Source organism: Endozoicomonas sp. ALB032 (assembly GCF_049310125.1).
Taxonomy (GTDB): domain Bacteria; phylum Pseudomonadota; class Gammaproteobacteria; order Pseudomonadales; family Endozoicomonadaceae; genus Endozoicomonas_A.
This window is the reverse complement of sequence record NZ_JBLYNW010000001.1, coordinates 6,163,896-6,186,421: the sequence shown is the minus strand read 5'-3', so window position 1 is coordinate 6,186,421 and position 22,526 is coordinate 6,163,896. Positions and strand designations below refer to the sequence as shown.

Here is a 22,526-nt window from a genome sequence, read left to right as displayed (position 1 = left end):
CGTCTCTATTTTCTGATTATTGGTCTGGACACTATCTGGTGAAAATCAAGGGTTCAGGTATAATGCCCCAGTTCTGACAATGGCAAACAAAGGATAGACAGATTCAATGCCGATCTACGAATATCAGTGCGGAAGTTGCGGTGGTGTGCAGGAAGTGATTCAGGCGTTCAGCGATGCACCTCTGACTGACTGTGGTGTCTGTGGTGAGCCTGAATTGAAAAAACTGTTGAGTGCCCCGGCCTTCAGGCTGAAAGGTGGCGGCTGGTATGAGACAGACTTCAAGAGTGGCAATAAGAAGAATCTGTCCTGCAATGATAATCAGGGCCCTGCCAAGGGCTCGGGCGGCACTGCAGCCGCCAGTGAATAATTCGGTCATTTGAGTGCTGAGGTTGTGCTTCACCCGGAGTGACTCAAAACCATAAATTCAGGCACAAAATTTCAGATGATTCTGTGCTGAACCTGAACAGCCCCCCAGTTTCGAGGTATGTTATGCGCAGCCATTATTGCGGCGAACTGAATCTCTCCCATGACGGGCATGAGGTTACCCTGTGTGGATGGGTACACCGACGTCGCGACCATGGTGGTGTGATCTTCCTGGATATGCGTGACCGTGAAGGTATCGCCCAGGTTGTTATTGATCCTGACACCGAAGAGGCGTTTGCTCTCGCTGATAAAGCACGCAGTGAATATGTGCTGAAAATCACCGGATTTGTACGCCCCCGTCCCCAAGGCACTGTAAACACCAATATGGGCACCGGTGAAATTGAGGTGTTGGGTAAGCAGGTAGAAATCCTGAATGAAGCCCAGACACCGCCTTTCCAGATCGAAGGCTACACCGATGTAGGTGAAGAAGTTCGTCTGAAAAACCGTGTTATTGACCTGCGTCGTCCGGAAATGCAGGAAAAAATGATCCTTCGCAGCAAGCTGACCAGTGCTGTTCGCAGCTTTATGGATGAGCAGGGTTATCTGGATGTTGAAACCCCTGTTCTGACCCGTGCGACCCCGGAAGGTGCCCGCGATTACCTGGTACCCAGTCGAACTCACGAAGGTAAGTTCTTTGCGCTGCCACAGTCTCCCCAGCTGTTCAAGCAAATGCTGATGGTGGCAGGTTTTGATCGTTACTATCAAATTGTAAAATGCTTCCGTGACGAAGATCTGCGTGCTGACCGTCAACCAGAATTTACTCAGATCGATATCGAAACCTCCTTCATGGACGAGTCCAGGATCATGGGTATGGCTGAAGACCTGGTTAAGACCACTTTTAAAAAGGTAGGTGGTGTTGAACTGGGTGAATTCCCGCACATGACTTTTGCACAAGCCATGAACCTTTATGGTTCTGATAAGCCAGACCTGCGTATCCCTCTGGAGCTGGTGGACGTTGCTGATCTGATGGCCGGAGTTGAATTCAAGGTCTTCAAAGGACCGGCTGAAGATCCGAAGGGGCGTGTAGCCGCACTGAAAGTACCCGGTGGAGCTGAACTTTCCCGTAAGCAGATTGATGACTACACCCGGTTTGTCAGCATCTACGGTGCCAAGGGTCTGGCCTGGATCAAGGTTAACGAAATCGAAAACGGCGCAAACGGTCTTCAGTCTCCGATCATCAAGTTCCTGGGCGACGATGTCACCATGAAGATTATGAAGCGTCTGGATGCCAGCAATGGCGATATCGTCTTCTTTGGTGCAGACAAAGAGAAGGTAGTCAACGAAGCTCTGGGTGCATTGCGTTGTAAGGTCGGTGCTGACCTGAATTTGTATACGAAAGAGTGGGCGCCACTGTGGGTTGTTGACTTTCCAATGTTTGAAGAAACAGACAACGGTGAACTGACCGCGCTGCACCATCCATTCACAGCGCCAACGACTTCACCTGAAGAGCTTGAAGCAAATCCTGCTGAAGCGCTTTCCCGTGCCTATGACATGGTTATCAATGGCTATGAAGTCGGTGGTGGTTCTGTTCGTATTCACAACCAGGAAATGCAGCAGACAGTATTTCGTATCCTGAAAATTGAGGAAGAAGAGCAGCAGGAAAAGTTTGGCTTCCTGCTGGACGCTCTTAAATACGGTGCGCCTCCCCATGGTGGTCTGGCGTTTGGGCTTGACCGTCTGGTTATGCTGCTGTGCGGGACCGATAATATTCGTGACGTTATTGCCTTCCCGAAAACTCAGTCCGCAGCCTGTCTGCTGACTCAGGCTCCGGGCGAAGTGGATGCTACCCAGCTACGCGATCTGAATATCCGTATTCGTCGTGATCCGGCGTCTGCAACCAGTCACTGAGCGTCTGCGGCTGTTCCAGAAAACGTCTGCGACCATTTTATAAATTGCTGAGGCCGGTTTTTACCGGCCTGTTCAAGAAGAGATAAAGGGTATTTTCTATGGCAGGTCATAGTAAATGGGCCAATATCAAACACCGTAAGGCGGCTCAGGACGCCAAGCGTGGCAAAATCTTCACCAAGATCATTCGTGAGTTGGTGGTGGCGGCCAAGCAGGGCGGTGGGAATATCGAGGATAACCCCAAGCTGCGTCAGGTGGTTGACAAGGCTCTGGGTGCCAATATGACCCGTGACACCGTCAACAGGGCGATTGCTCGTGGTGCCGGTGGTGATGACGATTCCAACATGGAAGAAGTGACCTACGAAGGTTATGGTGCTGGCGGTATCGCGGTGCTGGTGGAATGTCTGACAGACAACCGTAACCGTACCGTTGCAGAAGTACGCCATGCTTTCTCCAAGCATGGTGGTAATCTGGGTACTGACGGTTCTGTAGCCTACCTGTTTGAGCGTAAGGGGCAAATCTTCTTCGAACCGGGTCTGGATGAAGACACTGTTATGGAAGCCGCTCTGGAAGCCGGTGCTGAAGATGTACTGACTAACGACGATGGCTCCATTGAAGTGGTCACTGAGTGGACTGAGTTCATGGCGGTAAAAGAAGCCATTGAAGCTGCAGGTTTGAAACCAGCGGGCGGCGAAGTAGCGATGATCGCTTCTACCCGGACTGAACTGGACAAAGACGGTGCGGAAAAAATCATGAAGCTGGTGGATCGCCTCGAAGACCTGGACGATGTGCAAAATGTTTACACTAACGCTGACATTCCTGCCGAAGTGATGGCGCAGCTGGACTAAGTTGTTCTGTCGGTATGAAGGGCCTCGATAACGAAAGTGTCGGGGTTTTTTTGTTTCTGTTCCGGAGATACCAGCCCGGCTGGAATATCTGTGAACGCCCAGACATTGAAGCCTACCAGCAGCATAAACAATAGAATAATGATGCCTGTGATAATCATTAATGTTTTTAGCAGGTCGGACATTAATCGTTTCCGGATCATCTTGTGGAGTAAAACAGTCTTGAGCAAGAACAATGATCTTTGCGGTTCTCGCCACGAAAGTATTACCAGAGAAATACTAAGCTGCTTCTATCGTTACTCACAGGCAAATTTGGTAATTCAGTGTTCTTGAATTGTAAGTTTCTGATACCCACCGGCACCGCTGGTATATTGTATGGGTGTACAGTATCCTTTTGACATAACCATGACTTTGAACCCTCGCCTGTCAGATTTTTTTGGCAGAAGCTGTCACACTCATTGACCCCGGGGGGCATCAAACGCTGTCATTGAAAATAGCGACATCTGACTTGAGAATACATTCTGAATGGCCATCCTGATGGGGATAGATCCGGGCTCAAGAATTACCGGCTATGGATTAATTGAAGAAGTAGGCAATAAAACACATTATGTGGCGTCCGGTTGTATTCGCATCCGGGAGGCGCCTCTACCTGAGCGCTTGCAGCAGATTTATGAAGGCATCAGCACTTTGATCGAACGTTACATCCCGCAGTCCGTTGGTGTGGAGCAAGTGTTTATGTCCAGAAATGCTGATTCGGCACTGAAACTGGGTCAGGCCAGGGCTGCGGCCATTGTGGCTGTGGTTAATCACAATATTGAGGTGTCGGAATACTCTGCCCGGCAGGTCAAGCAGGCTGTGGTTGGTAAAGGCTCTGCGGATAAGTACCAGGTAAAGCACATGGTGAAGTCGATCCTTGACTTGAATGATACCCCTCAGGCCGATGCTGCGGACGCTCTGGCGGTTGCTCTTTGTCATGCTCATACTCGTTCCAGTCTGGTCAGGATGGCGGGTGCTACGGGTACTCGACGTCGTCGTCTTACGGGGCAGTCTTAGTTTGGGTGGACACAAAGGTGAAAGGAAGCAATGCAAAACACCAGATCCAGGATCTGTTGTGGCGTGTAGATTTTCTTCAGTTCTTTCCAGTTCTCCGGACTTATGATCTGTTCTTTGTAGAGTTCTTCAGTGGTTTTCAGTAACAGGCGTTGTTTGTTGTCCCAGCCCGGTGCCAGATGGCCACGGGAAACCATTTGTACATCACTGGCTTTCAGTCCCGTATCCAGTGCACATTGAGCAATATCCGGGATCAGGTGTCTGGTATTGCAAATGTACGCACTTCTCAGGGCAACCAGAGCGCGATCTCTCATCGGGAGGCTGCTGTAGCCTTGTATATAACTGATGAAGCTGCGAGCAGGCTTATCAAGCTCAGGTGAGTTTGCCGGGCGTCCCGGGAAATCTTCCTTTAACAAAGATTTTTGTGACTTGATGAAAGGGATGGGAATAGGGCCACCGGATACAGCTGGGTGGTATTCACTGGCCAGGCCAGCCTCGGGCAGGATCTGCCAGAGTGATCCCAGAAATGTGCGAAGTTTCTTCAAGGGGGCAGCTCCTTCAGATCATCGAATTGAACTTCTCTTAGTGATTAGAGAGTGACAATTCTCAGGAGTTCTACGCCCTCGTCGTATTGTTAGGCGTTCTGACCTTATAGTCAGAAAATAAAAGATTTGGAAAACAGGATGATTGGAAGAATTCGGGGCCTTCTGGCTGACAAACAGCCCCCTCATTTGCTGATAGAGACCCATGGTATCGGGTATGAAGTGGAAGCTCCGATGTCGGTTTTTTATAAACTGCCGGACGTTGGTCAGGAGGTCGTGTTATATACCCACTTTGTAGTGCGCGAAGATGCTCAGCTCCTATACGGTTTTAGCAATCGTGATGAGCGGGAGTTGTTTAGAACTCTGATCAAGGTCAATGGGGTTGGTCCCAAGCTCGGACTGACCCTGTTGTCCGGTATAGAAGCTGATGCTTTTGTGCGCTGTGTGCAGGAAGGTGATAGTGCCACTTTGGTGAAGTTGCCGGGTGTGGGTAAAAAAACAGCCGAGCGGCTGATTGTTGAAATGAAAGATAAGCTGGATCGTTGGCAGTCAGCACCTCTGCTGGAAGGTAAGCCTCTGGTTGCCGGTGGCGAAATGGCTGCCGAAGCAAAAGATATTGAACAGGAAGCCGTCAGTGCTCTGGTGGCTCTGGGTTATAAACCCCAGGAAGCCGGCAAAGTCATTGGTAAGTTGCTCAAGGATGGCATGACCAGTGAAGAGCTGATTCGTCAGGCTCTGAAAAGTATGATCTGATAACACCGCGTCTTATTTAAAAGGTGAGACGATTGAGCCTCACCTGCTTGTCTGCTTTGTAGTTTACCGGATGAACTTCCTGACCGAGTCAACGCAGATGGCTGCCGTTGCCAGCCAGATAAAGCTATAGCTGAGCCACTGCTGTAAGGTGAAGACTTCTCCGAGAACGGTGACAGCCACCACAAATATCAAAGCAGGCTCCAGGTAGCTCAACAGGCCAAACAAACTGACAGACAGATGCCTGGAGGCGTTGATGTAGCAGATCAGTGACAGGCTGCAGAGTAGCCCCAGACCTGGCAGCAGATACCAAAGAGTGACGGAATGGGTCAGGTTTTGCATAAAACTCTGATCACTCATCAGTATGAAAATACCGGCCGGAAGGAACAACAGGTGCTCAAAAAGCAGAGCTGGCAAGGTATCGACCTGCAAAGGTTTACGGATGATGAAATACACCGGATAAAGTCCGGCCACTGCCAGGCTGACCCAGGGTAATGAGCCCTGTTGCCAAATCATGGCAAGCACGCCTAATGACGCGGACCCCATGGCAAAGTAATGAGCCTTGTTCAGTCTCTCGTTAAATACCAGCTTGCCGGTTAATGCCAGGGTGAGTGGCAGCAAAAAATAGCCAAGGGAGAGATCCTGTGTTTTATCATTCACGGGGCCCCAGACAAACAGCCACCACTGAAAGCCAACAATCAAACCACCCAAGGATAGCATCAGCACAGTTTTCCGGCAGAGAAAAACCGCCCTGAAGCCCCGGAGCCGGTCCATGCGATAGCAGACCATTGTCAGGCAGAGAGCGCTGAAAATGACCCTGTTCCAGAACAGGGTATTTCCGGACAGCTTAATAAACTGTACATAAATGGGCACAAGCCCGAACATCACGGAGGCCATGACCGAGTTAGTCAGGCCTTTTCCAGAAACCAAATGTGTATTCATTCTGAGTACTTCCTTTAATCAGAATTTAAAACAGAGAGTATAGGAGTCCGATGACTCCGAAGTTTAAAAGGTAATGCACCCCCGGGCAGCTAAGTGCTCGCAAGTGCTCTTTTTACGTTCAGAGTGCTTGGACGATTAAATGTAGCGTTTTGTTCCCAAAGCTGGATTATTTTTTTAACAGACTGGAGATGGTACGCTGAGAGTAATGGTAGACGAGCTAGAACATGATTGAAGCAGATCGATTGATATCCTCCTCAGAACGCCCTCTGGAAGAGGTGCTGGATCGGGCTATTCGCCCGGTAAAACTGGCTGATTATGTGGGACAGCCAAAAGTCAGGGAGCAGATGGAAATTTTTATCCAGGCTGCAAGACTTCGTAATGATGCCCTTGATCATACCCTTATATTCGGACCTCCGGGGCTGGGTAAAACCACGCTTTCCCACATCCTTGCCAATGAGATGGGCAGCAATATTCGAACGACTTCTGGCCCGGTGCTGGAAAAAGCGGGTGACCTGGCAGCTCTTCTGACCAATCTTGAGCCCAATGACATTCTGTTTATTGATGAAATTCACCGCCTCAGTCCGGTAGTGGAAGAAGTATTGTATCCGGCGATGGAAGATTATCAGCTGGACATCATGATCGGTGAAGGCCCTGCTGCGCGATCTATCAAGCTGGACCTGCCTCCCTTTACCTTGGTGGGAGCGACAACCAGGGCGGGTCTGCTGACGTCTCCGCTCCGGGATCGTTTTGGTATTGTACAGAGGCTGGAGTTTTATAATATTGAGGACCTGACTTATATCGTAGAACGTTCTGCCGGAATTCTCGGGGTGGGGATTGATAAGGAAGGTGCAGGAGAGATTGCCCGACGCTCCAGAGGAACGCCCAGAATTGCCAACCGATTGCTGAGAAGGGTGCGTGATTTTGCCGAAGTAAAGGGGAATGGTGTGATCCACAAGGAGACGGCCGATGCCGCATTGAATATGCTGGATGTTGATGCCAGCGGTTTTGATCATATGGACAGACGGCTGCTGTTGGCCATGATCGAAAAGTTTGATGGTGGGCCGGTCGGGGTAGACAGTCTGGCGGCTGCCATCAGTGAGGAGAGGGATACCATCGAAGATGTCCTGGAGCCTTATCTTATTCAACAGGGCTATATGATGAGAACCCCCAGAGGGCGGATGGTCACCAAGCACGCATACTTGCATTTTGGGCTTGACTACCGGATAGAAGAATAAGTCTTTCCGGTTTAATATCTGGATCGTTCTTTTGAAAAACGAGTGGCTAAGGAAACGCTGATGCTCATGAGAATTTTAGGAATCTACTGTCTATTTGTTCTGTCGCTCACTGCTCTGAGTGGTTGTCAGACTATTACTACGGAAGCGACGCCAATGCGTCCAGGGTTCTACTCTGCACCTTTCTCTGTCTCGGCGGCAAGTTGCTCGCAGGTGCTTCATGGTTCCAGCCAGCTGCCGATTGATCTGTATCATGCCGGAGTCTGCTTCGAGCAGGGAGTGGGTACAACAGCTTCCTTAGCCCAGGCTGTTGAGCGTTACTCCATGGCGGCTCGATGGGGGATTCCGGAAGCCACCCAAGCCTTGAAACGTTTGCACAAACCCGTTCCAGCTCCTGATTTGCTGCAACGCAGAACAGAGCAGGAACAACGCCTGAACAAGCAGAGACTGGATGAGGAAAAACTCAATAAAGGCTCCTATCCTCCGCCTCATAATTTCCCTCATTGTGGTCGTTCATCGTGTTATTAACTTGCCAGGGTATCGGCGTCTCTGGCAGTCTCTGATCTGGTTTAATGTTATGTGTACTGCTCTGTGACTGATACCTTTTCTATTCCCATTCGAGTCTATTATGAAGATACCGATGCCGGCGGCATCGTATATCACGTCAATTACCTGAAGTTTATGGAGCGAGCCAGAACCGAATATCTGCGAACTACCGGTTATGACCACCAGAAGTTGTTGAAGGAAAAGAAGCAGCTGGTAGTGGTTGATGCTTCTGTTCAGTTCAAACACATTGCCCGGTTGGATGACTCTCTTAACGTGACTGTCGCAGTTGAAAGTATGGGTAAAGCCAGGATGGTTTTTCTGCAACAGTGTTTTCGTGAAGGTCTTTTGATATGTGAAGGTCGGTTTGTGGTGGCTTGCCTGAACAGTCAGAGCAGAAAGCCCACAGCGATTACAGAATCCTTACGGAATAAATTAAGTCCTGACAGCAATTCGCCCTGAGATTGGTGGTACTATCCATAACTGCCTGTTTATCATGAAAATGCAGTCACAGCGTCTGGCCCGATTCCAGAATGATTGTCGATGATCATTTCTCTAACAAGTATTAATCAAATTAAAAGCGAGGTTTTCAGTGGCAGATAGCATGTCCATTTGGTCACTGGTAGGCAATGCCAGTTGGATCGTTTTACTGGTGCTGATACTGCTGGTGGTGGCATCTGTTGTTTCCTGGGTGATGATCGTTCAGCGTGGCGTACTCATTCGTTCCGCTCAACGCAATATGACGGCCTTTGAAGATCGCTTCTGGTCGGGGATGGATCTGACCCAGCTCTATAAAGAGCTGGACAAAGAAGAAGACCTGGGTGGTCTGGAATTGGTTTTCCGTTCAGGCTTTAGTGAGTTTTCCCGCATGCGTTCTCAGGGTACTGGAGAGGCTGATGCTGTCATGGAAGCCACACAGAGAGCCATGAGAGTGGCCATCTCCCGTGAGCAGGAAAAACTGGAAACGCATCTGCCCTTTCTGGCCAGTGTCGGTTCGACCTGTCCTTATGTTGGTCTGTTCGGTACCGTAGTCGGCATTATGAACTCTTTCCGTGGGCTGGCAAATGTGCAGCAGGCCACTCTGGCATCGGTTGCTCCTGGTATTGCTGAAGCCCTGATGACGACAGCGGTTGGTCTGGTAGCTGCGATTCCTGCGGTGGTAGCTTATAACCGTTACGCATCCAGAGTGGAAGCTCTGCTGTCGAACTACGAGACCTTTGCGGATGAATTTTCCAGTATTCTTCATCGCAAGGTTCACAGTCGTCACAGTGCAGGCTAAGGGAGCGAGTAAAAAAATCATGGCTCGATCCAGAACCCGGCGCAAGCCGATGTCAGAAATCAACATGGTGCCGTTTATCGACATCATGATGGTCATGCTGGTGGCCTTTATGGTCAGTGCCCCGATGCTGACTCAGGGGGTAAAGGTAGAACTTCCGAAGGCAACCAGTAATCCGATGCCACTGCCTGATGATGCCAAGACTCTGATTATCTCTGTCCAGTCCGATGGCAAGTTCTTTATTGATCTGGGCGGTCATCAGGAAAGTGCCAAAGGAATGGATGAAATCAGTGAGAAGGTAGGTAAGGTTCTTTCTGCCAGTCCCGAGACCCGGGTGTTGATAAAGGGGGATCGTAAAGTTGACTATGGCTCAGTGGTTGAGCTGATGGCCAGATTACAGGGAGTAGGTGTTAATGATGTGGGATTGATTACAGATCCTGCGTTGCTCAATGAACGGACGAAGCGCTGATGATAGAAAGTGTTATCCCCTGGTTTGACTGTCAGTCAGAACAAATCATGATCATGGTGTTGTGGAACGCAGGGCTGTAATGAAGAAAATTCCATTGATCGGTGCTTTATTGAATCATAAGCTTTTTCAGGGTTACGGGTTTGCAGTGGTGTTTTCCTTACTGCTGCACGTTCTGATACTGGGTCTGGTGTCCTGGGACTGGTCAACTGCAGATGAGTTGAGGATTGTAGCGCCAAAAAGTATCAAAGCCAGTGTCGTTGAAATTGCCCAGCCAAAGCCAATACCGCCAGCGCCCAAGCCTGTTGTAGACAACTCGGCACAAAAAGCTCGTGAGCTTGCTGCTCAGAAGCGCAAAGAAGAAGCCCGCCGACAGGCAGAAATTAAAAAACAGAAAGAGCTGGCTCTGAAAAAAGAGCATGCAGCCAAAGAGAAAGCAAAAAAGGAAAAAGCAGCTCGTAAAGAACAAGAGCGACAGCAGCGTCTGGCTGAAGAAAACAGGAAGAAAAAGCAACAGGAAGCGTTACTCAGACAGCTTGAGCAGGAGCGGGTTGCCCGTGAACAGGCTCAGGCAGTTGCTGCCGAGCAGGCAGAACAAGAGGCTGGAGAAGTAGCTTACTACTCCGAACTGCTGAAAAACCTTATTGCCCGGAACTGGAACCGACCGCCCAGTGCCCGTAACAATATGGTGGCTCTGGTTCAGCTCAGTCTGTCGCCTTTTGGTGACTTGCTGGAAGTAAGGTTGCTTGAAGGCAGTGGTAATGATGCCTATGATCGTTCTGTCGTACAGGCGATACAGAGGGCGGCGCCTTTTCCTGAATTGAAAAAGCTGGAACGGCGTGTGTTCGATAATAAATTCAAGCGCATTAACTTTAGGTTCAGGCCAGAGGATCTGGTGAGATGAAGCAACAACTGCAATGGTTTTCTGCCGGATTGTCGGGCAGCTTTAAAAGTAAGCAGACTGTCTTCAGGGAAGACACCTGTCGTCGTGTTTACCTATTAATCTCTTCTGCAATATTTTCATGGTTCCGAAGTAGGAGCGTTTTGGTCTCATCTCTGTTTGTTGCCCTGCTGTTATCAATGCAGAGTGCTCAGGCCATTCTCACAATCGAAGTAACCCAGGGTAATGACAAGGCCGTCAAGGTGGCAGTACCACCCTTCAGCTGGAATGGTAAGAAAATTCTGCCCGAAGATATGGCTTCTGTTGTAGAAGATAACCTTCATTTCAGCGGCCTGTTTGCAGCTTTGCCCAGAAAGGATATGCTCAGCTTTCCATCCAGTGCCAAAGATGTTGTTTACCGTGACTGGAATATACTGGGTGCTTCCTACCTGGTTACCGGAGAGGTTAAACAGGAAGGCAATACGTTTGAAGTGGACTATCAGCTGTTTGATATTGTTCGCCAGAAAAGCATTATGAAAGGCAGGGTTCGAGGCGATGAAAGTCAGCTGCGCGGGTTGGCTCATCATATCAGTGATGCGATATACGAAAAGATCACCGGTATTCCCGGCGATTTCTCGACCCGAATCATGTATGTCACTGCTGATCGTAAAAGTGCTGAACATACGGATTACAGTCTAAACTATGCCGATGCCGATGGTCAGCGCCAGCGCGAGATACTTCGTTCAAGAGAGCCTATACTGTCACCGAGCTGGTCACCCGACGGCAGTCGTGTTGCCTATGCTTCTTTTGAAACCGGTCGTCCGGCTATCTATATTCAGGAACTGGCTACCGGTAAACGTCAGAAGATAACTGACTTCAAAGGGTTGAACAGCTCTCCGGTATTTTCTCCTGATGGCAGGCAGTTGGCACTGGTTCTGTCCAAGGAGCAGAATCCGGACATTTATGTGATGGATCTGGCCACTGACAAACTCAGTCAGATTACATCACATTTCTCGATTGATACTGAGCCAGACTGGATGCCAGATGGGAAAAGTCTGATCTTTACATCTAACCGGGGAGGCAGTGCCCAGATTTATCAGATCGGTCTTGACAGGTTGTCGAACGGTACTGTGGTTGCTGAAGGCAAACCTAAACGGCTGACGTTTACTGGTAAATTCAATGCCCGTGCTAAAGTATTCCCTGATGGTAAATCTCTGGCACTAGTCCATAAAGGTCAGGGAGCCACAGAATTTAACATCGCCATTCTGGATCTTGATACTGGACGACTGCGTCAGCTTACGTCTGCCCGGTTGGAAGATTCGCCCAGTGTTTCCCCTGGGGGCCGTCGTCTAATCTATGCGGTATCGGGAGGCAAAAACGGGGAGCTTGGCATTGTTACAGCGGATGGTCGGGTAAAATATCGCTTGCCATCGGCGGAGGGTGATGTCAGAGAGCCGGTTTGGGGGCCATCAATAGCTACACAGCGCTAAATCGGGTTGGATTGGTTCGCTGGAGTCAGTCGAACTTGGCATTCGAGCATAAAATTCAGTAGAGTGAGCCAGCTCTTCAAATGGTCTTGTGCGAATAGTTAATTTATTCAATCAAATTCATCTGTAGCGCTGGACGCTCTTTCCGGATTTCAGGCCGAAGAAGTTGCAAGTTCAGCTGACCCCCTTGGTATTCGGGCTAGTCCGGAGTCTGCAGTTCTGATACTGTACTGCATCAATCAATACATTGATTTTGATTTACCAACATTGAACGAACAATTGGAGCTTGTCATGCGTTTTGCCAATTTTGTCAAAGCCACCGCACTCACTGCCACTGCACTCTGGCTGGCTGGTTGTGCCTCTACAGGTGGTCAGAGTACTTCTGATGTTGAATCTAACACTGACTTCGCGACTGAAGAAGTTGTGATTGAAACCTTCCCTGCTTATAGCCCTGCTGTTCAAGCCGTAATTGATAGCGGTGAGATTCAGGCTACCCCTGAAGAGATCGAACAATTGCTGGCGCATAAAACTTATCACTTTGCTTTTGACAGCTCTAAGCTGAAAGAGAGCGATTATAAGGCTCTGGACGTACAGGCTATTTATCTGAATTCCTCTGAAGGCCGTGGCAAGAAAATCACCATTCAGGGTAATACGGATGAGCGCGGAACTCGCACATATAACCTGGCTCTGGGCGAGCGTCGTGCTAATGCAGTTAAGAACTACCTGGTCAGCAAGGGTGTATCTCCAAGCCGCATTGAAGTGATTAGCTTTGGTTTTGAGAAGCCTCTGGACCCGGCTCACAATGCAACTGCCTGGGCTATGAACCGTCGTGCTCACATTGTGATCAACTGATGGCCATAGTTTTAGAAAAATATTGATTTCATAATGCAGCCATGGCCCATTCACTGGTGCAAAGCCCTTGGGTGGGCAGCATTTCAGACTCATGGCTGCCCGACAGGGAATGAGACTGAATGCCTCTGAAACGATCTGTTTGCTCTGCTTTTGTTGTTGTCGGCCTGGCCTCTTATGTTCAGGCAGAGGTGCCGGTGGTGGACTCCCAGCCTTCTGGAAATGCTTATTCTGTCAAGAGTTCACAAACTCGTGAATCGACTTCAGTGGCATCATCGGCAGGAGGTACTGCCCACTTATTGAACCTGGTGGATGAGCTTCGTCAGGAGACCATGACCCTCAGAGGGCAGTTGGAAGAGCAGGCTTATCAGATCAGGCAGCTGCAGAAAGAGAACCGGGAGCGTTACCTGGATCTTGATCAGCGCATTTCTCGTCTGGGTGACTCTTCTGGTGAGGCGCCTGCTGCCGCAGGAGGCGCTTCAAACTCCCCGGTGACTTTACCTGCTATCGGTAACAAGCCTTCAGTGTCTGAGACTGGTGCCCGCGAGGAAGCTGCTTATCAGGCTGCTTTCTCCCTGATCAAGGACAAGCGTTTTGATGAGGCTATTACGGCCTTGAAAAAGTTGTTGAAAGACTATCCCAAAGGTCAGTTTTCGGATAATGCCCAATACTGGTTAGGTGAAGTTCAGATGGCTCAGGGCAAATACAAGGAAGCTCTGGGCGACTTTCAGTCTCTGATTGACAATTATCCGGACAGTCCGAAAGTATCTGACGCTACCTACAAGCTGGGTCGTATTCTTGATTTGCAAGGCGAAAAAGACGCTGCCAGGAAACACCTTGAATCAGTGATCAGTCAATACCCCGGCAGTGCTGCTGCCCGATTGTCAGATACCTATCTCAGGAATATGTCCGATTCCTGATTAATTCTGCCTGCCTCCGGGTGGGCGTCGACTCTGTTTGGGTATTTCATCCATTTCCTGTTTTCTCCCTTGAGGGGATCTTGCATTCTGCTCGGGCAGTTAAACCAAAATTGACTTAAGTAGGATGGGCTCCTAGTATTGCCGACCTGAATGTCTGGTGAGAGCTCAATGACTGCTGATACCCTCAGAATTACTGAAATTTTTCACTCCCTGCAGGGAGAGTCCCGTACCTCGGGCCTGCCTACAGTGTTTGTCCGTCTGACGGGCTGTCCACTTCGTTGTGTCTGGTGTGATACCGAGTACTCATTTCACGGTGGCACCCGTATGTCTCTCGACGAGATCATAAAGGAGGTAGACGACTATGGCGCTAAATATGTCTGTGTAACAGGCGGTGAACCTCTTGGGCAGCCAAATTGTCTGCCTCTGCTTGAGCAGCTGGTAGACAAAGGCTATGAAGTATCACTGGAAACCAGTGGTGCTCTGGATGTTTCCCTGGTGGATGAGCGAGTGGTCAAAGTGCTCGACCTCAAGCCACCGGCATCTGGTGAAAGTCACAGGAATCTGTACGAGAATATTGAACACCTTACCGCTAATGACCAGGTTAAGTTCGTCATTGCCAATCGGGAAGATTATGAGTGGTCGGTCAGTAAAATGTTGCAGTACAACCTTGCGGGCCGGGTGTCAGATGTACTGTTTTCTCCCGTCAACGACCAGTTGGCTCCTGATCGGCTGGCTGACTGGATCATCTCAGACAAGCTTCCGGTTCGGTTTCAGGTGCAATTACATCGCGTGATCTGGGGCGACAAAGCCGGTGTTTGAGTCAAAATCCTAATCAGGTAGGCTGCAAGCTATTTAAGTTAACTCGTAAGCGTTTTATAACAGTCTGGTCAGCGCTGGATCGTCGATTGTCGCGAGCGTCGCTGTAACCCTCGACTTGGCCGCATTTATAGAAAAGCAGGCCATGAGCGAAGAAAAATAGGAATAAAGAGCATGACAAAAAAAGCAGTCATTTTACTGTCCGGTGGTCTGGATTCTTCCACAGTACTCGCCATTGCCAGAGATCAGGGATATGAGTGCTATACCGTCAGCTTTGATTACGGTCAGCGACACAGAGCAGAACTCGAAGCCTCTATTCGTGTTTCTGAGGCATTGGGTGCCAGGGATCATAAAACCCTGAAACTGGACTTGCGTGATCTTGGTGGCTCTGCTTTGACAGATGATGATATTGATGTCCCTGAGGATCTGGGCGAGGGTATCCCTGTAACTTATGTACCAGCACGAAATACTGTATTTCTTTCTCTGGCACTGGGTTGGGCTGAAATTCTCGGTGCCCGGGACATTTTCATTGGCGCTAATGATGTAGATTATTCCGGCTATCCGGATTGTCGTCCTGAGTACCTCGAGGCTTTCGAGAAAATGGCTAACCTGGCCACCAAAGCGGGAGTTGAAGGGGATCACTTTCATATCCGCGCTCCACTGCTGGAGCTGACCAAGGCTGAGATCATAAAGGAAGGCAGTCGTCTGGGGGTTGATTACGGGATGACCGTTTCTTGTTATCAGGCTGACGAACAAGGTCGCGCCTGTGGTGTCTGTGACAGCTGCCGCTATCGTAAAAAGGGCTTTGCCGAAGCCTCTGTCGCCGACCCAACGCCTTATGTAGAATCTTGAGTGATCCAACCTGACCGCTGAACGTTTGCAGGTCTGTTCAAGTTCATACTGTCGTTCTCAAGCCAGTCCTGAGTACGGCAGTCAGGAGATCTATTGCATCTTGAACAGTTTTTCAGGCACTCTGAAGAAGATAACATCAGTGCTTCTTGGCTTGGGAAAATTGGCACCATTATCGCCAACCAGAACCAGTAGCCTGCTGTCGTCAGTCCCGTGAGGTCCAATCGTCACCCCTTCGATATTGATTCTTTTAAAGTCCGGGAAGGTTTTTTCAAAATCCCGGGTGCTCAGCAGAAGCTTCTTTCTCAGTAAGGGCAGAGACGTATTAGCAGTCTCTTTCGGTTGCTCTTCTGGACAGGTGCATTTATTGCCCTGGGTTGGGGGAAGAGGGTTATCCAGATCAACCAGATAAACTTCCGTGTATGTATAGTTTACGGTTTTTCTGTCGGCTTTCCTGATGAAATTTTTTTCGATGACAAGAAACTGGTGATTGTTGACGGCCTGGGCGTCGCTGATGCTCTGTACAATGACGTCTACCTCGGGGTTGTAAAGCTCTGCAGGAACAGAAGTGGGCTGATAGTGGTATTGAATGTCTGGTTTCACAGAAGCTGAAACCTGATGGACCGCTTCAGCCATTGAGAAACGCAATACCCGACCAGGTACAGGGCCTTTATGATGTTGTTCATCCTGAAGAATCCCCTGTTCAGATATAGCAAGATAATCAGGGGTTCCCGGAAGGTGGATGACAGTTTCGAAGCCCCGGTTTCGCTTGACCCCCTTTTTATTGGGGTCTTCACTGTGCCAGTTGAACTGAGTGTCATAGATGCCGGGTACCCAGTGAGGTATCTTCCAGTCAAAGCGCCAGCCGATATTGGAAAATTCTCTGGGGTATTGGTATGCGCCCAGAAGAGATCCGTCTCTTCCTACTTTCAGAAGAGAGCTGTGAATATTCCATCCAGGGAATCGAATCCAGGGGCAGACCAGGTTGAACAGAAAGGTCGCGTTTTGTTCCGAAGCGACCAGAAAAGCACTGTCGCCAAGAAAGTCAAAGCCTTCTGTATCAATATGCCCATGGGTTGTCCAAAAAACAGAGTCATTAGGTTCAATGACAACTTCTCTGACCCGTCTGCCAGACTCTTGCAAGAAAGTACCTTTGCTTTTTGGAATGCCTTTCCTGGTAATCAGGGTTTCTTCCGGGATGAGATAGTATCGGGGCAAGCCGTTTTTGTTGTAATAGTTGGGAATGGCCCCGGTATCATCTGAAAGCAGAATGAATTGATTGTAGGCTTTGTCGTAACGGATGGAAGAAATTCCCAGGATTGGCTGATCTTCACTGTAATCCAGCTTTTTACTGCCGAGAAGCATTACTCCGTTCTGGCTGGCAATGGCAGCTTCAGAGGATAACAAAGCGTAGGTAAAAAAAAGGGAGAGAGGCCATAATCCTTTGGATGACATGAGGCTACCTTAGTTAAAGGAGGTTTATAGAAACTGGTATAATCCTAGTCTAAATTCAGGACGTTACCGGAGGGTCAACTGGTCAGTTTTAGTGGAATACTTCAGGGTTGGAATCATTCGCAGATGAGTATTCAGTGACTAAACAGATGCGTTAGCGCCTGATACCTGACAGGCAGGGAAGGCTGAAGAAAAAACTTGCAAGATTTAACCGACTGAGTAATATGGCGCCGCGTCGGGTCGTTGGCTCAGTTGGTAGAGCAGTTGGCTTTTAACCAATTGGTCGTAGGTTCGAATCCTACACGACCCACCAACTCCTCTTCTCTTTTTCCCGGCTGTCTGAATCTTTCATTTGTGTTAAAATCGCGTGGATTTGCCTAATAATGTCTTCTAGAGACTTTCAGAACAATTTTTATGAGTGTACTTAGTGATAGAGCATTTGTTCAGGAGCATCTCGGTAGCGCACCCGTTCAGGGCCTGGACGAAGCAAAAGAGCAAGCACTGAAGCAGAAAGTGCGAGAGCTTCTGGAACAGGAAAACGCTGTTCTTGTTGCTCATTATTACACTGACCCTGTCGTTCAGGCGCTGGCCGAAGAAACCGGTGGTTATGTAGCGGACTCCCTGGAAATGGCTCGCTTTGGACGTGATCACTTTGCGGATACTCTGGTCGTTGCTGGCGTTCGCTTTATGGGTGAGACTTCCAAGATTCTCAGCCCTCAAAAACGTGTTCTGATGCCAACGCTGGAGGCAGAGTGCTCTCTTGATCTTGGTTGTCCGGTCGATGAGTTTTCGGCTTTTTGTGATCAGCACCCCGATCGTGAAGTGGTTGTCTATGCCAATACATCTGCGGCGGTAAAAGCACGGGCTGACTGGGTTGTGACTTCCAGTTGTGCTGTGGACATCGTTGAGCATCTGATGGATCAGGGCAAAAAAATCATCTGGGGGCCGGATAAATATCTGGGCAGTTACATCCAAAAGAACACCGGGGCAGACATGCTGCTCTGGAACAGTAGCTGTATCGTTCATGAAGAGTTCAAGGCCAGGGGTATTGAAGACCTCAAACGGGTTTACCCGGATGCTGCGATTCTTGTGCACCCTGAATCACCAGACTCTGTTGTCCAGGTGGCAGACGTCGTTGGTTCTACCAGCCAATTGCTGAAAGCCTCTCAGGAAATGCCAAACTCAACCTTTATCGTGGCAACGGATCGAGGTATTTTCTACAAAATGCAACAGGCTTCCCCAGACAAGTCTTTTGTAGAAGCTCCAACTGCGGGTAGCGGTGCTACCTGCAAGAGTTGTGCCCATTGTCCGTGGATGGCAATGAACTCTCTGGAAGCACTGGTTCAGTGTCTGGAAAAACCAGGCAAGTTGAATCTGGTGAATGTCGATGATGAGTTGCGAGAGAAGTCTCTGATACCTCTGAATCGTATGCTCGACTTCACGGCATCACTATCAGCCTGAGGTATGGCCGCCGACAATGACGGCCTTTTCTGATCAGCTTTTTTCAAGTTTCTTACGATATTCGAATATGTCGTTTAACTTTTTGTCGATCTTGGCTCTCAGGGCGTAATTATCTCCCACCATTTTTCGAGCAAACTGAAGGTGCTTGATGGCATCGTCAAGATTGCCTGTTAAGAAGAAGTACTCTGCCCGAGCCTGGTGTAAGCCCAGAATGTCATCGGACTGACCCTGGGCTTCCGCCAGTTCATACCAGATATCCGGGTCGTCGGGTCGACTGCGACTCAGTTTCAGAAGAAGGTCTCTGGCTTCGCTGAATTTTTTTGCCTGAATCAAAATATCCGCTTTGGTCGCCATCAACGGATAGTTATCCAGATGAATTGAAAGCGCCGCATCCAGTCGTTTAATCGCTTCATCGGATTTTCCGGTAACTGATTCGAGTCTGGCCTGAGCCATAATCAAATGCAGGTTGCGAGGGTGTTTCTTCAGTAGCGCAGTCAGTTCTTTTTCTGCTGTTTTGTAATCTCGTGCTTCAATGCTCGCCAGTGCAAGACCATAGCGGGTAATGTCTTCCGAGCTGGTATGACTGGACTCCAGCTCCTTCTGTAACTGATGTGCGTAACGGGCCGGATCTTCGGTGCTGAGTACGAACAGTCTCATTCGAATTAAAGAATAATCAAGGCTGCTGCCCTGGGAACCCTTGGAAGGCAATTGTGCAGCTCTGGCTCTGGAGTCTGAAATACGGTTGTCGGTAACAGGGTGCGTCAGTAGAAACTCCGGAGGTCTGCTTTGATAACGCCTGGACTTGTTCATGTTCTCAAATATTTCAGGCATGGCCTGAGGATCAAAGCCCGCCTTGGCAAGAGTCAGAATGCCAATATTGTCTGCTTCGCGCTCAAATTGTCTGCTGAAGCGCAAACGACTGGACTGGATGCCGGCCATCGTTGTTGATAGTGCTGCGGCACCTACTTCAGTTCCTGCTGTTGCCATCAGGACAACCGATGCAAGAACAGCGGCAGCGGTCGGCAGGCTCTTGTTTTTGGCGTCTTCAACATTTCGGGCGTAATGGCGCTGGCTCAGGTGTGCTAATTCGTGAGCGAGTACGGCAGCAAATTGAGCTTCTGTGTCCGCGTTGAAGAACAGTCCGGAGTTGACGCCGATGATTCCGCCCGGTGCTGCAAAAGCGTTCAATACGCTACTGTCTATCACTATGGTGTTTAATCGGTGATCTTTAATCTCACTGAATTCAGCCAGGCGATAGGTGAGTCTTTCGAGGTATTCCTTGACCTCGGGGTCACTCACCGTACGGGTTCGGCTACGTATATATTTCAGATAAGTCTGTCCCAGCTCATACTCCTGTTGAGGCGAGACGACTGCGGAGGTGCTGTCCCCCAGTCTGGGCAGTTCAATTGGGGCCGCGCTTACCACTGCGGAAGAAGTTCCGAGCCAGGTGCTTAGCAGGGCTGCCATCAGGAAACCCGGTTGCTTCATAGAATATCCATACTCGTATAATCTGCGGTACACTGTATCGTCATAGAGGTGCTGGCTCAAACAGCCGTGAAAAAAAACATAGTATTTTACGGCCTCCTTACCTTTCGGGTGAGGCCGGTAGTGCGTTTATCATGACTGGCAACTTCTGGCGATGGAAAGAGCAGTCATCTCTCTATTCTACAGGTCAGCGACGTTTGCACCAGAGCCTTTTAGTGAGAGTCGGGTGGGGTAACAGCTTGCCTGCCGTTTTTGGGCAAGTGTATGCATGGCACTTGGAAACATTTTTACACTGTAAGCGCTTTACTGGTTTATTAATTATCAGTCAGTGCAGCATAACATTGGCAGCAGAGTTCCTGTACAGCTGAATTTCAGCTTCGCTGAGGGAGAATGAGTTTCATTATGATAGAAGTGGATGTTGAACTGGATCTGAAGGGAATGAGTTGTCCGCTCCCTCTGCTCAAAGCCAAGCAGGCGCTCAGTAAAATGGATCAGGGCGAAGTGTTGCGGATTCAGGCCACAGATCCGGGCTCGGTTCGGGATTTTGCCAGCTTTGCCTGCATCAGTGGTCATAAACTGTTGGCCAGTGATGAAGCTTCAGGGGTATTTATCTTTACTCTCGAGCATAAATAAGATCGGATTGTTAATATCCCGAGCCTGACTGACAATAGACAACCTGGTCAGTTTTCTGAGTAAGTCATAAGGAAGAAAATATGCTGGATATCATCAGGGATTGGCTGAACCGTTACCTGTCAGATCATGAGGCTCTGGTGCTGCTGTTGATGCTGGTGACCGGGTTTTTGGTCATCATCTTTATGGGGAATATGTTGGCCCCGCTGCTGGCGGCAATGGTATTGGCCTTTTTGATGCAAGGTGTGGTGAACTTACTCGAAAAATGGGGGGTACCCCATCTCCTGGCCGTCAGCCTCATTTTCACTCTCTTTATGGCGGTTCTGCTTATTTCAATATTCCTGTTGATTCCATTGATCTGGCAGCAAGTCACCGGCTTACTGAATGAGCTGCCGAATATGGTGAGGCAGGGACAGATGATTCTGAAAGAATTGCCAGAGCTCTATCCAGCCTTTATTTCGGAATCCCAGACAGCGGCTCTCAGTAGTGCTATCAATATGCATCTGGCCAAGTTCGGACCCTGGGCGTTGTCGTTCTCTATCTCCAGGTTGCCTGGTGCCCTGGGTATCCTGGTTTATCTGATTCTGGTGCCCATCCTGGTATTCTTTTTTCTTAAGGATAAAACTGAACTGCTCGGCTGGATTGGTAACCGCTTACCTATGCGGCGTCGCCTGATTATTCAGGTGGCGGACGAAATGAATGACCAGATTGCCAACTACATACGGGGTAAGGTTATTGAAATTTTGATTGTTGGTGGAGTCAGTTTTGTGGCTTTTGCCTGGCTGGGGTTGAACTATGCCGTTCTGCTGTCTGTGCTGGTGGGCTTTTCAGTAGTGGTTCCCTATATCGGTGCTACTGTGGTTACCATTCCTATTGCCCTGATTGGTCTGTTTCAATGGGGTGTGGGACATGAGTTCATGATGCTGATGATTGTGTACGGCATCATTCAGGCTCTGGATGGCAATGTTCTGGTTCCCCTGCTGTTTTCCGAGGCGGTTAACCTGCACCCGGTTGCTATTATTGTTGCGGTTCTGGTGTTTGGGGGAGTCTGGGGCTTCTGGGGAATATTCTTTGCTATTCCGCTGGCGACCCTGCTAAAGGCAGTGATGAATGCCTGGCCCAGTGTGCATGATGTGGAAAAGGTCAGCTAGCCTTTCATCAATACAACGAAACCGGTCCATCTGATTATCATTGGAATATTTCTTTGAGGGCCATCACGGATAGATGGCCCGTTTGTATGATTAACCCAGTGCCTGAGTAGCCTGTAGAACGTCTTCTACATGGTTTTTGATCCGCACCTTACGCCACTCATGTTGCAGGGTGCCCTCACGATCAATGAGGAACGTGCTGCGCTCAATTCCCATGTACTCTTTGCCGTACATATTCTTTAACTTGATGACATCAAACAGTTTGCAGAGTTCTTCGTCCGGATCGGAGATCAGCTCGAACGGGAACTCATGTTTAGCCTTGAAATTTTCGTGAGATTTCAGGCTGTCACGGGAGACACCGAAAATCAGGGTGTCAGCTTCCTGAAATTCCTGGAACAGATCCCGGAAAGTCTGGCCTTCACTGATGCAGCCCGGAGTGTTGTCTTTGGGGTAGAAATAGATGACGACCTTCTTGCCTTTCAGTTCTGACAGGGTGACGGTGGTGTTATTGGTTGCCTGGGCGGTGAATTCCGTAACGGGTTGGCCTAGGGTAAAACTCATTGTTCTTCCTTCGATTCTCTTGTCTTTGATAGTAAGTCTGAATAGTAAACGGTTGTCTCTGCTTCAGCTGGCTT

Annotated in this window: 25 protein-coding genes and 1 tRNA gene; 20 read left to right on the top strand and 6 right to left on the bottom strand. The window is 49.2% G+C overall.

What is annotated here, in order from left to right; translation table 11 throughout:
* Nucleotides 1–106: 106 nt before the first annotated feature.
* The 3 genes from ACO6VG_RS23225 (at nucleotide 107) to ACO6VG_RS23215 (ending at nucleotide 3,116) form a co-directional block, all read left to right on the top strand.
* Complete coding sequence (locus ACO6VG_RS23225; protein WP_422138452.1) at nucleotides 107–367, top strand: FmdB family zinc ribbon protein; 261 nt, start codon at nucleotides 107–109, stop codon at nucleotides 365–367.
* A gap of 122 nt (nucleotides 368–489) precedes the next feature.
* A complete protein-coding gene (gene aspS, locus ACO6VG_RS23220) occupies nucleotides 490–2,271 on the top strand; it encodes an aspartate--tRNA ligase (RefSeq protein WP_422475845.1) in 1,782 nt (593 codons plus the stop codon).
* 98 nt (nucleotides 2,272–2,369) lie between these two features.
* Nucleotides 2,370–3,116 carry a YebC/PmpR family DNA-binding transcriptional regulator gene (locus ACO6VG_RS23215; RefSeq protein WP_422475843.1) on the top strand — a complete coding sequence of 249 codons (747 nt, stop codon included), beginning with the start codon at nucleotides 2,370–2,372 and terminating at the stop codon, nucleotides 3,114–3,116.
* Here ACO6VG_RS23215 and ACO6VG_RS23210 read toward each other — a convergent pair.
* Nucleotides 3,113–3,298 carry a hypothetical protein gene (locus tag ACO6VG_RS23210; RefSeq protein ID WP_422138450.1) on the bottom strand — a complete coding sequence of 62 codons (186 nt, stop codon included), beginning with the start codon at nucleotides 3,296–3,298 and terminating at the stop codon, nucleotides 3,113–3,115. The genes ACO6VG_RS23215 and ACO6VG_RS23210 overlap by 4 nt on opposite strands.
* 340 nt (nucleotides 3,299–3,638) lie before the next feature.
* Between ACO6VG_RS23210 and ruvC the strand changes: the two genes are divergently transcribed.
* Nucleotides 3,639–4,166, top strand: a complete 528-nt coding sequence (gene ruvC, locus ACO6VG_RS23205; protein WP_317142327.1) for a crossover junction endodeoxyribonuclease RuvC — start codon at nucleotides 3,639–3,641, stop codon at nucleotides 4,164–4,166.
* Here ruvC and ACO6VG_RS23200 read toward each other — a convergent pair.
* Nucleotides 4,163–4,708, bottom strand: coding sequence for a carboxymuconolactone decarboxylase family protein (locus ACO6VG_RS23200; RefSeq protein ID WP_422134462.1), 546 nt, complete (start codon nucleotides 4,706–4,708; stop codon nucleotides 4,163–4,165). The two genes, ruvC and ACO6VG_RS23200, sit on opposite strands and share 4 nt — an antisense overlap.
* A 138-nt stretch (nucleotides 4,709–4,846) precedes the next feature.
* Here ACO6VG_RS23200 and ruvA point away from each other — a divergent pair, with 138 nt between their 5' ends.
* The gene (ruvA, locus tag ACO6VG_RS23195; RefSeq protein ID WP_422134461.1) at nucleotides 4,847–5,458 is read left to right on the top strand and encodes a Holliday junction branch migration protein RuvA; all 612 of its coding nucleotides are present in this window, start codon (nucleotides 4,847–4,849) and stop codon (nucleotides 5,456–5,458) included.
* Between the two features lie 63 nt (nucleotides 5,459–5,521).
* On the opposite strand, the gene rarD is transcribed toward ruvA, so the two are convergent.
* On the bottom strand, nucleotides 5,522–6,397 hold the full coding sequence (gene rarD, locus ACO6VG_RS23190; protein ID WP_422134460.1) for an EamA family transporter RarD: 876 nt from the start codon (nucleotides 6,395–6,397) through the stop codon (nucleotides 5,522–5,524).
* A 224-nt stretch (nucleotides 6,398–6,621) separates the two neighbouring features.
* Here rarD and ruvB point away from each other — a divergent pair, with 224 nt between their 5' ends.
* The 11 genes from ruvB (at nucleotide 6,622) to queC (ending at nucleotide 15,718) form a co-directional block, all read left to right on the top strand.
* On the top strand, nucleotides 6,622–7,632 hold the full coding sequence (ruvB, locus tag ACO6VG_RS23185) for a Holliday junction branch migration DNA helicase RuvB (RefSeq protein WP_422134459.1): 1,011 nt from the start codon (nucleotides 6,622–6,624) through the stop codon (nucleotides 7,630–7,632).
* Nucleotides 7,633–7,692: 60 nt separating this feature from the next.
* Complete coding sequence (locus ACO6VG_RS23180) at nucleotides 7,693–8,157, top strand: hypothetical protein (RefSeq protein ID WP_422475841.1); 465 nt, start codon at nucleotides 7,693–7,695, stop codon at nucleotides 8,155–8,157.
* Between the two features lie 63 nt (nucleotides 8,158–8,220).
* Nucleotides 8,221–8,634 (top strand): tol-pal system-associated acyl-CoA thioesterase, encoded by a 414-nt coding sequence (gene ybgC, locus ACO6VG_RS23175; RefSeq protein WP_422134457.1) that lies wholly within the window; start codon nucleotides 8,221–8,223, stop codon nucleotides 8,632–8,634.
* A gap of 142 nt (nucleotides 8,635–8,776) precedes the next feature.
* Nucleotides 8,777–9,451 (top strand): protein TolQ, encoded by a 675-nt coding sequence (tolQ, locus tag ACO6VG_RS23170; protein ID WP_422134456.1) that lies wholly within the window; start codon nucleotides 8,777–8,779, stop codon nucleotides 9,449–9,451.
* A gap of 19 nt (nucleotides 9,452–9,470) precedes the next feature.
* Nucleotides 9,471–9,917 (top strand): protein TolR, encoded by a 447-nt coding sequence (gene tolR / locus ACO6VG_RS23165; protein ID WP_422134455.1) that lies wholly within the window; start codon nucleotides 9,471–9,473, stop codon nucleotides 9,915–9,917.
* Between the two features lie 79 nt (nucleotides 9,918–9,996).
* Nucleotides 9,997–10,818, top strand: a complete 822-nt coding sequence (locus tag ACO6VG_RS23160) for an energy transducer TonB (RefSeq protein ID WP_422134454.1) — start codon at nucleotides 9,997–9,999, stop codon at nucleotides 10,816–10,818.
* The gene (tolB, locus tag ACO6VG_RS23155) at nucleotides 10,815–12,284 is read left to right on the top strand and encodes a Tol-Pal system beta propeller repeat protein TolB (RefSeq protein WP_422134453.1); all 1,470 of its coding nucleotides are present in this window, start codon (nucleotides 10,815–10,817) and stop codon (nucleotides 12,282–12,284) included. Before ACO6VG_RS23160 ends, tolB begins: the two co-directional genes overlap by 4 nt.
* Nucleotides 12,285–12,572: 288 nt before the next feature.
* Complete coding sequence (locus ACO6VG_RS23150; RefSeq protein ID WP_422134452.1) at nucleotides 12,573–13,133, top strand: OmpA family protein; 561 nt, start codon at nucleotides 12,573–12,575, stop codon at nucleotides 13,131–13,133.
* Between the two features lie 119 nt (nucleotides 13,134–13,252).
* Nucleotides 13,253–14,050: a tol-pal system protein YbgF gene (gene ybgF / locus ACO6VG_RS23145; RefSeq protein WP_422138446.1), complete on the top strand. Its 798-nt coding sequence runs from the start codon at nucleotides 13,253–13,255 to the stop codon at nucleotides 14,048–14,050.
* Between the two features lie 168 nt (nucleotides 14,051–14,218).
* Nucleotides 14,219–14,869: a 7-carboxy-7-deazaguanine synthase QueE gene (gene queE / locus ACO6VG_RS23140; protein WP_422134450.1), complete on the top strand. Its 651-nt coding sequence runs from the start codon at nucleotides 14,219–14,221 to the stop codon at nucleotides 14,867–14,869.
* Between the two features lie 171 nt (nucleotides 14,870–15,040).
* Nucleotides 15,041–15,718 carry a 7-cyano-7-deazaguanine synthase QueC gene (queC, locus tag ACO6VG_RS23135; protein WP_422134449.1) on the top strand — a complete coding sequence of 226 codons (678 nt, stop codon included), beginning with the start codon at nucleotides 15,041–15,043 and terminating at the stop codon, nucleotides 15,716–15,718.
* Between the two features lie 90 nt (nucleotides 15,719–15,808).
* Here queC and ACO6VG_RS23130 read toward each other — a convergent pair whose 3' ends face one another.
* Complete coding sequence (locus ACO6VG_RS23130) at nucleotides 15,809–17,170, bottom strand: esterase-like activity of phytase family protein (RefSeq protein WP_422134448.1); 1,362 nt, start codon at nucleotides 17,168–17,170, stop codon at nucleotides 15,809–15,811.
* Between the two features lie 234 nt (nucleotides 17,171–17,404).
* Here ACO6VG_RS23130 and ACO6VG_RS23125 point away from each other — a divergent pair.
* Together ACO6VG_RS23125 and nadA are read left to right on the top strand one after the other, a co-directional pair.
* A tRNA-Lys gene (locus ACO6VG_RS23125) sits at nucleotides 17,405–17,480 on the top strand.
* A gap of 101 nt (nucleotides 17,481–17,581) precedes the next feature.
* Nucleotides 17,582–18,628 (top strand): quinolinate synthase NadA, encoded by a 1,047-nt coding sequence (nadA, locus tag ACO6VG_RS23120; RefSeq protein WP_422134447.1) that lies wholly within the window; start codon nucleotides 17,582–17,584, stop codon nucleotides 18,626–18,628.
* A 33-nt stretch (nucleotides 18,629–18,661) separates the two neighbouring features.
* Here the strand turns inward: nadA and ACO6VG_RS23115 are convergent, their stop codons facing one another.
* Nucleotides 18,662–20,116, bottom strand: coding sequence for a M48 family metalloprotease (locus ACO6VG_RS23115; RefSeq protein ID WP_422138443.1), 1,455 nt, complete (start codon nucleotides 20,114–20,116; stop codon nucleotides 18,662–18,664).
* A gap of 387 nt (nucleotides 20,117–20,503) precedes the next feature.
* Between ACO6VG_RS23115 and ACO6VG_RS23110 the strand changes: the two genes are divergently transcribed.
* Together ACO6VG_RS23110 and ACO6VG_RS23105 are read left to right on the top strand one after the other, a co-directional pair.
* Nucleotides 20,504–20,746 carry a sulfurtransferase TusA family protein gene (locus ACO6VG_RS23110; RefSeq protein ID WP_422134445.1) on the top strand — a complete coding sequence of 81 codons (243 nt, stop codon included), beginning with the start codon at nucleotides 20,504–20,506 and terminating at the stop codon, nucleotides 20,744–20,746.
* Between the two features lie 80 nt (nucleotides 20,747–20,826).
* On the top strand, nucleotides 20,827–21,894 hold the full coding sequence (locus ACO6VG_RS23105; protein WP_422134444.1) for an AI-2E family transporter: 1,068 nt from the start codon (nucleotides 20,827–20,829) through the stop codon (nucleotides 21,892–21,894).
* A 90-nt stretch (nucleotides 21,895–21,984) separates the two neighbouring features.
* On the opposite strand, the gene ACO6VG_RS23100 is transcribed toward ACO6VG_RS23105, so the two are convergent.
* A complete protein-coding gene (locus ACO6VG_RS23100; protein ID WP_422134443.1) occupies nucleotides 21,985–22,452 on the bottom strand; it encodes a peroxiredoxin in 468 nt (155 codons plus the stop codon).
* Between the last annotated feature and the right edge of the window lie 74 nt (nucleotides 22,453–22,526).